Origin of the sequence: Loktanella sp. 3ANDIMAR09 (genome assembly GCF_001420005.1) — a bacterium.
Lineage (GTDB): Bacteria > Pseudomonadota > Alphaproteobacteria > Rhodobacterales > Rhodobacteraceae > Loktanella.
Map to the genome: position 1 here is coordinate 221036 of NZ_LJAK01000003.1, position 15164 is coordinate 236199.

At 52.8% G+C, this 15164-nt stretch carries 10 protein-coding genes; 8 read left to right on the forward strand and 2 right to left on the reverse strand.

Annotation, left to right across the window (positions count from 1 at the left end):
• The first annotated feature begins 25 nt into the window (after positions 1–25).
• The 3 genes from AN189_RS06410 (at position 26) to AN189_RS19110 (ending at position 4928) form a co-directional block, all read left to right on the forward strand.
• Positions 26–2299: a hypothetical protein gene (locus tag AN189_RS06410; protein ID WP_172794866.1), complete on the forward strand. Its 2274-nt coding sequence runs from the start codon at positions 26–28 to the stop codon at positions 2297–2299.
• Positions 2300–2726: 427 nt separating this feature from the next.
• Positions 2727–4475 carry a hypothetical protein gene (locus tag AN189_RS06415; protein WP_157057402.1) on the forward strand — a complete coding sequence of 583 codons (1749 nt, stop codon included), beginning with the start codon at positions 2727–2729 and terminating at the stop codon, positions 4473–4475.
• Positions 4476–4715: 240 nt separating this feature from the next.
• Positions 4716–4928, forward strand: a complete 213-nt coding sequence (locus tag AN189_RS19110) for a hypothetical protein (protein ID WP_157057403.1) — start codon at positions 4716–4718, stop codon at positions 4926–4928.
• 259 nt (positions 4929–5187) lie between these two features.
• Here AN189_RS19110 and AN189_RS06420 read toward each other — a convergent pair whose 3' ends face one another.
• The gene (locus AN189_RS06420) at positions 5188–5565 is read right to left on the reverse strand and encodes a DUF2513 domain-containing protein (protein ID WP_056032813.1); all 378 of its coding nucleotides are present in this window, start codon (positions 5563–5565) and stop codon (positions 5188–5190) included.
• A 616-nt stretch (positions 5566–6181) separates the two neighbouring features.
• On the opposite strand from AN189_RS06420, the gene AN189_RS19470 reads away from it, so the two are divergent.
• On the forward strand, positions 6182–6397 hold the full coding sequence (locus AN189_RS19470) for a hypothetical protein (protein ID WP_216597723.1): 216 nt from the start codon (positions 6182–6184) through the stop codon (positions 6395–6397).
• Here AN189_RS19470 and AN189_RS06430 read toward each other — a convergent pair.
• Positions 6394–7059 (reverse strand): L,D-transpeptidase, encoded by a 666-nt coding sequence (locus tag AN189_RS06430; protein ID WP_056033264.1) that lies wholly within the window; start codon positions 7057–7059, stop codon positions 6394–6396. The genes AN189_RS19470 and AN189_RS06430 overlap by 4 nt on opposite strands.
• 1620 nt (positions 7060–8679) lie before the next feature.
• On the opposite strand from AN189_RS06430, the gene AN189_RS06435 reads away from it, so the two are divergent.
• From AN189_RS06435 to AN189_RS06450, 4 genes are all read left to right on the forward strand, one after another.
• Positions 8680–9408 carry a hypothetical protein gene (locus AN189_RS06435; protein ID WP_216597724.1) on the forward strand — a complete coding sequence of 243 codons (729 nt, stop codon included), beginning with the start codon at positions 8680–8682 and terminating at the stop codon, positions 9406–9408.
• 280 nt (positions 9409–9688) lie between these two features.
• Positions 9689–11905 carry a DDE-type integrase/transposase/recombinase gene (locus AN189_RS06440; RefSeq protein WP_172794868.1) on the forward strand — a complete coding sequence of 739 codons (2217 nt, stop codon included), beginning with the start codon at positions 9689–9691 and terminating at the stop codon, positions 11903–11905.
• A complete protein-coding gene (locus AN189_RS06445) occupies positions 11902–12927 on the forward strand; it encodes an ATP-binding protein (RefSeq protein ID WP_083484278.1) in 1026 nt (341 codons plus the stop codon). The genes AN189_RS06440 and AN189_RS06445 overlap by 4 nt, the downstream gene beginning before the upstream one ends.
• A complete protein-coding gene (locus tag AN189_RS06450) occupies positions 12924–14774 on the forward strand; it encodes a TniQ family protein (protein ID WP_083484279.1) in 1851 nt (616 codons plus the stop codon). The genes AN189_RS06445 and AN189_RS06450 overlap by 4 nt, the downstream gene beginning before the upstream one ends.
• The last annotated feature ends 390 nt before the right edge of the window (positions 14775–15164 follow it).

Here is a 15164-nt window from a genome sequence, read left to right on the forward strand (position 1 = left end):
ATGCGCAGCGGGGCACTATCCGCCGGTGTATCCAATCGATAAGCTAAAAGCATACTGCAACAAGGATTATTGCGTGGCGATGGTGAAAAACGAGCTTTACATCCACGGATACGATCTGACTGACCAATGGCACGATCAGGACGAGGATACAGACGAAGGCATTGTCGACTGGGACGCGGAATTCCAAGCTAAGAAGACCAAACTTGAGACCTTCCTGGGTTGCCGCGATATCGATATTGCTCTCGGAAAAACCGCTCATCAGTGCCTTACAGAAACCCTCGTATTCAAGAACAGATATCCGACTATCGAACTTGCCGCGCTGGAAGCATTTCAGGCGCTGTTCCTGACAATGCCCATCCATTCCAGCAGTGTGCCTACGTCGCCCGGGAATTTCTCCAGGCACTGGAAGGCCTTGGCCCGCTTGTTCCAGGCGTTCTCAAAGAAGCAATCTAATCTGGTGGACCCGAAAGACCCCATCAAGGTTCTAACGTGGCGCACCAAGTTGCAGACGATCTACTACAGATTTCCCTTCGACCAGGACGTTTGTGCAGAAATCGCCGCTGATATTCTCGGACGGATCGACAGGAAGGGAAACGTCGCTACAGACTTCGCTACCCAGTTCAAAATGCTGATCGGGATTTCGCAGCTGGTCGCGAAGCGCCTTCATGATTTCATGTCACACATTGGCCAGATGATGAGGGCTGTCTCTCAGGAAGAAACAATCGCTCACATTGAGTATTTCTGCTCTCTCAGCCCAGCCACAAATCGAATGTGGGAACGCTGCAAACTGAAGCAGCGGCCCCTTGATGACATGAAACACCTGGGCTACCAGCTCTCCGAGCTTTCGACGCCTTGGTTGTTCATTCTTAAGAAGGATGAACTGATCAGGGAGTTTGGGACGGAATGCGTTCCGTTGATTAAATCGCTGTCCCTTCGCCCCGGCGAGTTGGCGGGAAAGAATTTTGAGCATTTCGTCATGGACAACCCGGTATGGGATAAGCCGTTCATCGCACGCCCTGATGGTAACTTCTTTCTTGCAATCCAGTATTTTCCGTTCAGTTACCCATTCAGGATTATTGAGCGGCTTATTGTTGATGGCAAGACGGACTTGCTGGGTGCGTACAGCGACGCCCGCTCTGACTTCCTTGAGGATGCGATAGCTGCAACATTGAAACAGGCGATGCCAAGCGCTGAGATATACCGCAGCGTGCTATGGGATGATCCGGACACAGGTATTAGATACGAGAACGACGTTGTTGCAGTTGTCGGAAATTTCATTTTTGCATTTGAGGCGAAGTCCGGCAAGATCAGCCCGGCGGCACGACGCGGCGCGGAAAAGAGCCTGCTGAAAAACGTTAAATCGTTGTTCGTTGAACCTTGGCAGCAGTCGCAGAGGCTTCAAAGATACCTGAACGAACATGGCAAGACCGCGAAGCTTTGGGAAAAAGTCGGCGGGCGACCCGTGAAGATCGACCTGGACAAACCGAAAATCGCATTCAGCTACAGCGTGTGCTTGGAACATCTTGCCGCCCTGTCAAGCAGCAAGCACTTCTTTCTCGAAGCCGGACTCGTGAGCAATAACTACATCTGGGCACCGGTCCTTTCCATTGGCGAACTGTTCATGCTCTCGAAGTTCCTGGATTCGGAAGTCTCGTTTGTTCACTACCTGACCAGACGGTTCCGGATCGGAGAGCAATTTGACTTCGACGGCGACGAGCAGGACCTGTTGTCAATGTACCTGACCAATGGTTTCTGTCTTTTCGGAGAAGCGCCGCCGGATAAGCGGATCATGTTCCGCGATTCCGACGATACGGTAAGGGTTAACCGGACGCCGAATCCGGAGAGAGCCAGAGCTGAAGTTATCGGGATAAGCCTGCCACCGATTTGGACCAAGACAGTCGAAGAAATCTACACAAGCACGGTCGGCACCGTGCGCCATAGGTTTGATATCATCTGCGCGATTCTGAACCAGCCGCCACCCTCGCTGCTCGAACTCCAGAAACGCATCCGAAGTTGGAGGCGCGGAGGCGGCGGTAAAGAGCCGCGAGTTTCCAACTACGCCGTCGGCTCGCAGCAATACGTTGTGGCGACCATGTTCCTGAACAAGCCCATTTTGGCCGAGGATGACCTCAGAAACGAAGCGCGGATGCTTGCCATGGAGATTTCGAGCAATTTCGAGGGAATGACCGACTGCGCGATCTTCCTCTATCTTAAGAAGTCAAAGCAGATGACCCATGACGGCGTGTTCTTCTTCCGGGCAGGGCCACAAGATCACGGAAAGGCTGCACTTTTCTTTTGAATACAGGACCGCCTCCAGCCCTGCGCTTTCGCCTTCGCATGGACAGTGCGCTCGCAGCGAATGACCGGATTGATGAAGCTGCGCCGCAGCACCATTAGATACCACCAATGTCCGGTATGGGCCGTTCTCTTCGGCCGCCGCAAGGGGCGGAAACCGGTCCTTAGCTGCGTCTGCGAAGATTCTGTGGCAGAATTGAAAAAGCGGCCATTCAAGCTGTAGCCGACCGAAGACCTAAGCTGCGCTGCGCACCAAGGTTGGCTGCGCGCAGGAAGCAGATTTTGCAAAGTTGTGAGCTTTCATCACAGATTGATGTCGTATCGGCTCAAAGCGGAACTGCTTGTTTCACTGCAAGCCGCCAAGATTATAGAACCCGATCAGCGTTGTGGTTAGTATGCTTGTGAGCAGCACCTAGTAAAATGGACCGAAAATGCCCGATACTTTTCAATCTAGTATCTCTACTTGGTTCAGCAGCTTAAAGACCTGGTGGCTTGAAAACCTCACACATTACACGCGTGATAATTACGATCCGTTTCTCGATGTAGGCGGCTTTCTGGGAATCCTTGCGTTTTCAGTTGCGGTGTTCACACTCAGCAGCCCCAAATTTCAAATCAGACAAGCCACAGCAATGGTGCCATTTAGACCTGTGTTCTTCGGAACGCTCGTTTTGTCGGGCATTATCATGTTCGTAATTGAAGGTCTCATTTTGTATGGCATCCGAATTCCATCATTCATGAACCCGAATACCGTAAACTATCTGATTACAACGGTTATCGCGCTGCTGATACTGTATTGGATGAAGATCTGCTTCATCATCCCTCCACGTTTTTCTCGATTTACTGCCCATCGATTCTTTCGGGAAACATATTTCTACATTGCGAACGGCAGCAGAGAAGAAATGCTGGCATTGGCACGCGAACTCATGCGCGAAGCACCGAGACTAATACGCCATACGCCGCGCAGAAAGCGACATCCTATAGATAGCAAAAAACCGGTCAAATTTTCAAAGCTACAAACTGAAGCTCATTTTCTCAACGGGCTTCTATCAGACACAAGATTTTGCGAAGTTGTTGCGGAAGAAATCCCCTCGTTTCCAGCACATTTGGTGGAGGTGGCGGTCGATCTAGAAAGGCTGGATGTTCCAATACACCTCATGGTGAAGCGTACAGTCGTGGCAATGTTATCCAAACCCGGATCGGCCTTGAGGGTAGAGAATGAGTGGCTTGGCCAGGGCTACATTGGAGAAGCGAAACCAATCACGCGCTCAGTATTTTGGAATTGGCACTTGCTCGAAAGTTACGAGCTGGGCTTGGAGTCACCGCTAGACCTACACTACCCTTACGCCCGCGACTGGGACAAGGATACTTGGAGAACGTACTTTGGTATGGCGCGGCTATACGTAGATGGTTTGACGTCCAAGGGGAGAGCGAACTGGCATGCTCAAGGTATCCGCTACATTCTGACAACGACGGAAAAAGCCTTTGAAAATATCGGCTCCGAAGAAAAATACAGTGATGTGTTCAGCTCTCATAACCCAACCTGGATCGCAAACGAGGCAAATGACTTTTTGAAAGATTTAGTTAAGGCATTTGATAAAGCAGATGGTTGGGTCGACTTCAACAGGAGTGATGACTTTCGTTACGGGAGTGATCTATCCTCGGATCTTGCATCTCTTTATTTCGAAGTTATTTTCAACGCCGCTCAGATCAATACCAAGGAATTCAGAATGTGGGACGTCCAGCACAATACTGTGTGGTCTCCCATCAACGGCCATGAGGTGCAAGATACGAAGCTGATGAAAATGGTTCGTCGAAAGCTTCGTCGGATGATTTGGGATGAAGTAAAGCGGATGGACGAATTCGGTCCTAACTACAAGGGAGCGGGATACACCCGTTTCTGTCTGAACGTTCTAGGGTTCTATGATGAGAAAATGCACCGCAAAGATCCCCTGGAGAGAGATTTTTGGCCGCTTGCGAAAGTCTTGTCCAATTGGGTGAAGAAGAACTATCAGACCATTGCGGTCTCGCATCCGCCAGTTGCCAAAGCGATGCTTCCCGCCAATATTGAATATGATCCGGTATCTCAGATCCTAGTCAGGTCGCGAGATGACACTCTTACTGGTGTGCCACGATTGAAAGCTTTCCCGCTTGATCCGGCGCGACCCAACTCTGACACTTAAACAAGGATTTTCTTCAGTACCGAAGCGACCTTCCACTTTACCGCCATGTCCGCTTTGGGGCTGCAACCGGTCATCGGGCAACGCCTCAGGGGTGCTGATGGCTCAGAATGGAGTGCTGCACCGCCGCAAGTCTGCTTGGAGCCCATTCTGGCGATTGCTGCACGGCCAACGAACGGCAGCTTTCAAGTTTGCAATTAACCAAATTTATGCGAAGACTACTTTACACAGAGGAGAATTGTAGTGACACGTGAAGAATTCTTAGAAATCGCTGGCAAAGCTTTTGATGCAGCAATGGAAGCGGGCTGCAGCAATAGCGATGTCGAAATAATGTTCGATATTGACAGTGCAAAAGCGACGACATTCGAGCAACAAGACGGTTCTGCACTTCCTCAAGGATGCAAGTTCTGCTGCAAAGGTGGACGCTGCGGTGTTTGCTGTACCTTCCCTCTCTGAAATCGAAAATTGGGGGCCAGCTAAGTATCGAAGTGCTTGGGCATAGACCCCCAAGCCGCAAAAGCAGACGTTCAGTCGAATTATTTAGATCGCTGCATTGTCCGCTGAGCCGCCACTCGTCCCCTGCAAATGCTGCAAGTTGCACGAATGGCCGCTTCGACGGGCCGCAACGCAGCGTCCCGAATGACTGACGAACGGCAGCAAAGGGCCGTTCATGTCGATCATAGAGGCGGGGCACGCAGGATGAAGGTAGTGTAAATCACAGATCCTGAAGACCTAAACCAAGCCGCCGCTTTAACTCCTCCTTTGCAACAGCAAGAACGAGGTCGAGCGTCCAGCCACCTGCCTTGCTGAGGCGATTTTTAGTCTTGTCCCAAACACCTTGATCGCGGATTGCATCAAGAAAATCGTGGCCTGACATCGTCATACCGCTAATTGGAAAGTCGCCGCTCAAAAGTGGCTGTCCAGCCAAGTCGATCAAACCAGCGTCGCGAAGCATTTTTATGTGATGATAGTTTTCCGCTTCTGTGCCTGAAAAATCTTTGGGGGAAAGCGTTTGTAAGGAACTTATCCGTTCTGGCTCGTAGTCCTCGATGGCGATTAAGATTTCGCGGATCAAGTCGAGGCTGCGTTTCATCGTAGCTTACCCTGTTTCTTGTATTACCGTTTGTAGGGAGAACCGTTGTTCTCCCTACCACAGCAAACGCAAGCTTTGCCACGCTCGGTTGGACAAAGCTGCGCAGTGCTATGAATGATCACTTTTGGGAAGCTGCACCGCAGCAATGACCATCGTGAAGAAAGTCCGATTTGGGCCGACAACGAACGGCGAGGGCAGCCGAGCGGCAAGGACATCTTGAATCGAATGGGGTCTCTTGGATCGCACTGAAAACGCTTTGAGGCAGACACCATCCTGTGGTTTGTGAACTGTCAACAATCGCTCGAAAATCAGACGCTGCAGAGCGTTCCTGGATGAGTTTGAGGCTTGGTCTTCAGCCGACACGCTTGCCCACCAGAACGGGAAGAAATATCATTTTCTGACCTGCAAACGAACCGATAAAGAATGAAGCCACGGCGCAGTGGTTGAAGGGTTTTGAAGTCGTCGATGTCTTCTCCAGCCACGCCACGCCAATCAAAAGAGTGCCCCAATGACGATCAGGATATTTTGCGCAATCGCAGCGATTTCGACCATGGCCTCATGCGCGGGGATCGGTCCCGAGGCAATAGTCTCGCCCACTGCGGTCGAGGTTCCCAGCGTGGAACAGCAGATCAAGGATCAGATCGTCGCGCGCTCCGCACCGAATCAGGATATCGCGTCTGCGCGACTGCGGCCGGACGACAACTGTTTCTGGTATAGCTACGTTGGTCCGGTCGAGACGACAGAACTGCCGTTGCTGACGAAAGACGGTAGGCACCTTTGCGGCCCGGAACGGACGGTGGCAGAGACAGCCGCGGACACCGCCGGCGGTTAACTGCGCGCTGTGACGCCGTCCTCGGCGGGGTAGAGGATGGCGTTCGATCCGGTTGCCACCTGATCGTAGAGACCGATGATATGCGCCATCACCATGCGGACGCATCCCGAACTGGCCCGACTTCCGATTGACCTGGGCGATGGGGTGCCGTGTATCCTCAGATAGGTGTCGCGGTCGCCTACGTAGAGATACAGCGCGCGTGAACCCAAAGGATTCGTCGGGCCGCCGTCCATACCGTCTTTGTATTGGGCGTAGGAACCGGGATCGCGTTCGATCATCGCGGATGTCGGTGTCCAGACCGGCCACTTTGCCTTTCGGCGGATGTTGTAGCGGCCGGGTTCGTATAGGTCGCCTTTCGCAATCGCCACACCGTAGCGCATGGCCATGCCGTCTGCGCGGATGTGATAAAGGTATCTGGCCACCGCATCGACATGCACATCACCCGGCACCAGACCGTCGTTGGCCTGAACAAGCTGTGGCAGGAACCGGTCGTGGAACCCCCAGGGATTCGTCGTCGCTGGATCGTAATTTGGGGGTGTTACGCGGGCGTCCCATTCAGCCCAGCGCGACCGATCCGAAGTGGGCGCACCGAAAGCGGGACCGGCGATCGGAACGGAGAACAGCGCGGCGGTCGTTTGGATGAAGTGGCGTCGGGTCAACATATCGGTCATCCAGAACTTGAACAGCAGAGACATCCATCGAATAAAGGACGCAGAAGGCGTTACCATCATCCGGTCGGATCAGGCAAAGGATTCTTGGTGCAATCCGCTGGAACAGTTCGATCAAAGGAATTTTGACTGTGGCTCAAGGTTTGGTCATTGCTATCTGAGCCTACTTCGATTCCCTCCTCAATTTTACTCAGAGCGCCGTCAATATCTCACAATAATCTCGTCGGATTTCTCAAGGCCATCACCGCATACTGCGCCAAGCACGCAATTCCGAACGCTAAAAGCCAGCGCTGAATGTGCGAGGCGTGAAGTTTTAATACTGTTTTCCGTTCGGATATCGTTCGCGTCTATCAGGAACAATGATTGGCGATCTGGTAGGAGACCCGGGTAACGATCCCGGCCGTCTACGCTTATCTGGCGCTCCGGGTGTATAAATCCCAGCCGCACACCTGTGCTGTCTCCCAAAGGTAGGAAGTCAGCGTATCGAGGAAAACAGCTTTTCCAGCTGGATCGTCTTAGTAGCGGTGTTCATGGGAAGTCCTGGGTGAGCGCCAAAGATGTTTCGAGGCCCGCTGTTGGGGCTCAAGCTATCGAATGTATGAGTGCGCTATTTTTGGACATGTCGCATGTGTGATCGTAGATGTGTATTCAGTCAAGAACCTTGACCGCTGGTCTTGAGTTTTCTGCGCCGGTGGGTGTTCTGCCTGCTTACTTACACCTTATAGGTGAGGGTGCAGGCCGCTCGAGTATGAACAAACACCAGAAACAGCCTTTGAAAAATTTTGGTTGAACCACAACTTTTTGATTGACGGCGCAATCTTCTACCAGATATTGAGATCGCTATGAACATGAACTCGCATATCCTCGTCATTGCTCGGCAATTGATAGACTGATCTTTCTGGATCAGGTGATGGATGTCGTTCTGTTTGCCTCTCGCTACCCAGTTTCTAAAACGAATCGTATCTGCATCGACGTAGTTTGACGCAGTTGATTGTTTCGGAATCCGGAGTTTCGCGCTGACGCATGCAATTCTTTCTTCACCGCTCGATTTTCCAATCGAGTTTTTCGCAATCTGTTTCAGATCGCGAAAATGACCGGGAATTTGGTCGGAAGAACTGGATGTTGCGTTCAGGTGCGGTTTTGAAGCTACTTACTGTAGCTTTCTCTGGGGCACCTCATCACAATCATTTCATTCTCGCAAGGCATTGATGCCTATGAGAAAAATGTTCTTTCGATCGGCTTGCTTTGCTAAGTTTGAGCTGTGCTCAGGCGAGCGCACCGAAGAGCAAGACCCAGCACTGAGCCGTGTTGATCGAAGGAGAGTAAAATGACTTACGGATAGCACTCAAAACGAAAACACCCGAACCGTTGGCGCGGTTCGAGTGCGTTTCGTTGGAAGGCAGATACGACTGCGCTCGTTGTTGAGTTCCGCATATCGAATTCCCCTGGGAATTTCAATACCTGTATCTGCCTGTCGTAAATTTGAGGTCGAGCCCAATCCGAACCAGCACCCGCTGGTCGGTTATGGATATCGGCTTGTCTGGCATTTTGCATAAGAAAGCCCGAGGTTTCTCGAGCCGCATGAATTTTGAGTGCCTGACCCATTGCGAATGCATGACGCCCAATTCCGGGCGCCAGCACTTTCAAATGATGGGGCATACTATGTCTTACGATATTGCAGATAAAATCTATCTGCCTGAACCGTCTCGCGCCGAGCGTTCCATTGCGGGCGCTGCAAAGGGGCACTGCACCGCAAATCTTGTCTTGGGGGACGACAATGGTGTCCGCGTTCAAGCTGAAAGCTGGCTTGAGCTCTGCCATCTCTTGCAGCTGGACGCGAAAAGCTCAGTCGTCGATCTGCAGGAACAGGTTTTCTTTTACTATGGGCATGACCGGAAAAAGCTGAACCACAAAATTCTGGACGTCGTCACCGTGCAAGAAGACGGCCAGCGCATTGCCTACACAATCAAGCCCGAAGTTCGCTTGGTGTCCGGGTCTTTCCTTGCAGAAATGCAAATCGTCGCTGGCTGGATGAAAAAGCTGAATTTTGTGGACGACTTTCGTCTCCTCACGGATCAGGACATTGACCCCATCGATCTGAATAGCGCTCTGATGTTCACCGCAGTCAGGAAAGCAGATCCGGATGCAGATGCTGTGGCGCAATATGTCGTGGGCAAGTTGCATGGGGGACGCAGCATTTCTGATCTAACTGCCGATACGGGAATGATGGAGCGTGGTTATCGTGCCGTCGTTCGCCTCATGCGCAACGGGGTTCTGAAGCCGTTGGTTCGTGAGATGATTACACCAAAGACAATCGTCATCAAATCTGGAGAGTTCGCATGAGCCCGATCAAATATACGCTCCACTATCGCCCGAAAGGCAGCGCGCTGATCAAGCGCACCTTCAATGAAATCTTGCTGGATGCTCAAGAGTGCCACGCTCATGCCTGCGATCAAAGTCAGGCATGGCAGCGGTCCCTCCCACGCGTTCGACGCAGTCCGCTGAAGTAACCTCACAGTTTTATCAACATGCCAAGTGTCCCGGCCCATCAAAACGATGGGCACCGGCTCCACTTCTGCACTCAATCGACGCCCACAGCCGTCGCAATAGAGAAAGACAAAAGATGACAATGCAAATCGCCAAAGACTTCTTCGACCGGTTCCCCAGTTTCTTACTTCGCGAGCATGATCGCGTGACCATCGACGGCTGGGTTACACGTTATGCCGGGACGCACGGAGGGTTTCTCGAATTCATGGATGCAGACAACCCGCATTTGACGGAGGTGTTTGAAGTCCAACGTTTCAATCGTCTGAACGCAGCGGGAAAAATCATCCACGAGCCTGATTATTTCCTGCACAAAATGACCAATGCCGCATCTCCGGCTATGACGTGCGACGACTCGATTGCTGAGCTGACACCTGCGCATCGCGCAAGGGTGGAGGCGAGGTATGCTTTGGTGCGCGCCTATGACGAACGCAGAATTGCGGGTCTTTTAAAGGTAAACGACAAAGCGATTGCGGCTTGCATGGATGATCTTTGTCGCGCAGCCGAAGAATACATGACCTATGAGCTTCCGGATCCGGAAGTCGCGGAGGCCCGTCGGCGCTGGAAAGAAGAGGGTGGTCGGAAGCCGAAATCAGCAGGGGTCGTGGCCCGTCCTGACGCCTGCAGTCCCCGAATCTTGAGGGAATGGACGTCACGATACCGGCGGTTTGGCAAGTCGGGCCTGAAGGACAACGTCGAGGGACAAGGAAACACAAAGAGCCAGTTCTCGCTCGAAGAACAGGCGCTGCTTTCGAAGGTCGTGCGGGATCACTATTTCACCTTACGGCGTCCTCCTCAGACTAAAACGGTTGAAGCGGTCGCGCTTGCATTTCTGAAGGAAAACAAGATTCGCGAGGCCGAGCAGCGGCCATTGTTGCAAACACCAAGGCGCGATGCCGTCAGGCGCGAGATTGGGACCTATGGAGAGTTCGAAAAACTGGTTCTGCGATTTGGTGCCGAAGAGGCCATGCGGAAGATGCGGGCGGTTAAGGCTGGCCTAAAGCACGCAAGGCCGCTGGAGCGGGTCGAGATGGACGAATGGAAAGTTGACCTTCATACGATCATGAGCCGCTGTGGTTTATTCGAACTGTTCGACAACGACGAACTTGAGCGCCTTGGCCTGCTTGACCCCACGCGGCGTTGGTGGGTCGTCGTTGCGATCGACAGCCGGACCCGCGTCATTCTGGGTATGGTGTTAACGAGCAATCCGAGATCGAGTGCAGCGGTTCGCTGTCTGGATATGATTGTTAGCGATAAGGGCGTAATCGCAACGGCAGCTGGAGCAGAAAGCCCATGGAATATGCTGGGCCTCCCTGAGATTCTCGCGACTGACAACGGCAGCGCTTTCAAATCAGGTGTCTTTACAAATGCATGTTCAGACCTCGGCATCCATGCGCTTCAAACCATCGCGGGCAGTCCTGGGATGCGGGGAAAGATTGAGCGTCTGTTCAGGACGGCATCGCTCTCCGCGTTGTCCGATTTGAGCGGAAAAACGTTCTCGAACGCCTATGAGAAGGGTGAATATGGTTCAGAGAAAATGGCCTGTCTGTCGGCGGAGGATCTCTCGCGCATCCTCGTGCGCTGGGTCGTAGATATTTATCACAATACGCCGCATGAAGGCCTGAACGGTCTGACCCCGCTTGAACAATGGCAGGTGGATCTCTCGAGCGGCAACTACCCTTTGCGCGCTGCCCCGACATATCGGCAGAAGCGACTGGCCTTCGGTATTCACGCGACCCGCAAAGTTCAAAAAACGGGGATTCAGGTCCTCAACGTTCAGTATCACTCAGGTGCTTTGCATGAATGGTTCCTGAAGCACGGCAATCAGTCAGTTCAGATCAGGTGGAGTAGTCGGAACATCGGACAAATCGAGGCCAAGCTCGACTACGGATGGCTTGAGATCCCTGCCGTAGAAAATCGGTTCGATGGCGTTACTGCGCAGGAGTGGACAGCAACAATGCGGGCATTGACGGCCAAATATGCGAAGAGCCGTGAAATTTCCGATGCCGTCGTTTTCCGTGCATTGGCCGACATTCGAGCGCTCAATTCCGAGCGGATGCTGTCCACGGGCATCTTGGACGATGGGATGGATACAAAAGGTCTGGAACTTCTCGAGAAGCAGGCGAAAGGCAGCTTTGATATCGTGCCTGCACAGCCCGGCCTCACGAAATCACCTGACGGTCTTGGTCATTCAATTCTGCCTGTTCGACCCGCTGCACAACAGCCTCAGAAGTCCAAGCAGGCCGACCGAAAAGCGCCAGACACAAAAAATCTTTGGCTGGAGGGTAAGAAATGAACAACCACAACAATATTGTATCATCGAGCGGCCAGAGCACTCCCGAAATGCTAAGGGATATCCGCTTTCAGACGGAGCACGGAAAACTGTTCAGCAAGCAAGTCTCCCGGCTGTTTAGGCCGGGAGGTGACGGACAGCCAACGTATGAGCCGGCTCTTGTGACTGCAGGAACTGAAACCAACGGGGTGATCATGATCGACGCTTCAGGTGGCGGTAAAACGACAACGATCCAAGAGGTTCTCAGCAAGTTCGACGCGTTGCAGGACAACCCGGAAACGGGGCGGCCGAGGTATTTGAAGATCAAGGTTGAAAGCCCTGCGACGCAAAAAAGTCTCGGAACAACAATTCTGGAAAAACTTGGGGTCGATCACATCGCTGAACGCGCAAAAGTCTGGGAGATCTGGCGTGCAGTCCGAGTGCGGCTGGACCGGATGGGAATTACCCTACTGTGGATCGACGAAGCGCAAGACATGTTCAAGGATACAGCTGCGACAGAAACCGACAATATGCTGAAGATGCTCAAGTCGCTGATGCAGGGCGAACACCCGGTCGTCTTGGTCCTGAGCGGAACAGAACGCTTGGGACGGATTGCCGGACTTGATCCGCAGTTGAGCCGCCGGTTTGCGAAGATCAAGCCGCGAGATCTCGAGATTGGTGCTGATAATAAGGACCTTGAAGAGCTGGTCAGCTTTCTGTCTGGCAAGGCCGGTCTAACGTTCAATTCTGATTTCGATGTCATTAGCCGCCTCATTCACGGGAGCCGCTACAAGTTCGGGAGGGCGATCGAATCCACCATTCTCGCCATCGAAGAGGCTTTGGATCAGGATAGCTCCTGCTTGGCAGTTGAGCATTTTGAGGTGAGTTGGGGGGAGCGTGAGATCTGCGAACCAGGCCGGAACGTATTCGCGGCCGAGGACTGGATCGAAATTGAGCTGGACGTCGATGAGGATGAATACGAGGCACAACGCACTGCCGCAACGAATAAGGCTCGGCAAAAGGCCAAGCGGAGGAAGAAGAAGTGACTCTCCGACCAGAATTGCCAATTTGCGAAGATGAAACGCTGACGTCCTACCTCGGGCGGGTCGGTAAATTCCACTTCGACCTATCTGCGTATCGATTTCTGGATCTTATCGAGTTTTCACGTGAAAGGGCGAAATATCCGTCCCATGAAGACCTTGATCGCATCTCAGGTCTCACAGGCGTGGCAAAGGATAGGTTGGTCGATGCCGTCGCCTTGCGTGCTGAATCGCGGCAACGCCGTTATCGAGGGCAGACGTTCAGCACGGAGTTTATGAATGCCAATCAAACGTCCTTCTGTCCGTCCTGCCTGTTAGAGGATGAGAAGTTTGACAGTGCTTCTAACGGTTCAAGGGTTGCGCGCATGTTGTGGCGCGTCGAGCCCGTCCGAGTTTGCGGAAAGCACCATATTGAACTGGTCAGACGACCTAACCGATCCGTGTCCGAACAGTTTCAAGACATGGAGCTTGTCGCGCCATCGACCAAGGACCTGAAAGACCTGAGTGCGGCCGCTCGAAAGAGTTCACCTTCAGCCCTACAGGTCTACGTTGAACGCCGATTTGCGGGAGAGATTGGCCCTGCTTGGTTAGATGAGCAGGATATCGACCAAGCCGCCCGCGCCTGCGAAATGCTTGGGATCGTGTTATCGCTCGGCACTCACATCAACCTGAATAAGCTTTCAGCCAACCAACGCATTGCGGCGGAAGACGTCGGCTACGATTTTGCATGCCGAGGGCAGGAGGGGGTGACCGAAGCGCTTCGTATTTTACTCGAAAGAAAAGGCGACCGACTTGGGAAAAGTGGACCGCAATTCGTGTTTGGACGTCTCTACCAGTGGCTTCAGTTCAATGGGAACAAGCGTGAAATTGGTCCGGTGAAAGGCATCGTTCGAGATTTCGTGATCGATAATTTTCCCATCGCTACCGGAACTGAACTATTTGGTGACACGGTGCAACAGCGCAAACTCCACTCTATCGACAGCCTGTCGAAGCAGACCGGCGTTCATCACAAAACGCTCAATCGTGCTGTGGTTCTGAGCGGCCTGGCAGATGGTGATCCCGAAAATCCCGCCCTGACCCGTCCAATTCCTTCAGGTGCGGGCGAGGATCTTGCGGCCCGAATTCTGTCCGCGATCCCGCGGTCCGAGGTGTGCTCGCTATTGAACTGTAATCGCGTCCAGGGCGATCAGTTCGTCAGTTCCGGCCTGATCCCCGTGATCTGCAAAACTCCGGGGCTTACCAAGGGTGCTTTGTGCAGGACAACCAAAGCTGATGTGGAGTCGTTTTTGACGAAAATGATGTCCGCGGCCAAGCATGTTGGAGAGGCGTCAAATGGTATGCTGTCGATCCACGATGCAGCTGCGCGAAGCCGATCCCCAATCGTTGATATCACGCGTTCAATTGTCGAAGGCCGGCTGCTGCACGTCGAGACGCTCGATCCTGATCAGAAATTCAAAGGTCTTCTTGTCAACGTGGATGAGATCGAAGAAAATCTTGTTGCGGGCGGCCGGGAAGATCTGATGTCGCGCAATCAAGCCGCCGACTATTTGGGTATGAAAACATATGAAGCATACGCACTTACAACGGCCTTGAAGGCAGGCGAAATTCCATATCTGCGGCTGCGCCAAGTGAAGAACGGCAAGGGTGTTTGGCACGAATTTTTTGTCAGGTCAGATGTCGTCAGATTTCGGGATACCTTCGTGTCGCTTGAAGAGGTTTCACAAGCCCACAACCTCACTTCACGTTGGATGAAACCTAAGTTGGAAAAGGCAGGGATAAAACCATGGCTGCCCAAGGATCGACTGGGCGGATACTATTACCGACGATCGGATATAGACCGCGCCAGGATCTAAATGGTCATCTGTAAAACCGCCGCCTTCGGGCGGCTTTTTTGTTGTCTGAAGCATGAGCACTGGCAGAATTACGGCAGCTGAAGTGGCAGAGGTAACCGCCGATTTAATCCACTGCACTCCACAGGGATGGGGTTTGGTGTGATCCAGTGGCAGAGAAAGGCCTGCTTTTACAGTGAATCACCTCATCCGAGTTCCGGGAATCACCTCATCTGATTTCCGGAACGGGAGCCATGGGATCGCCAAATAGAGCCAAGGCCTAGGCCGCGCGGCAGCGCGGCCTTTGTTTTTTCTACTCTTGACGATAACCCCCGCAACATCCGTCTGTCGAAAAGGCCGCGACCGGGACCCGACCTCATGCCCCGGTCGGCTGATCGGGGACAGCCTCAAGAG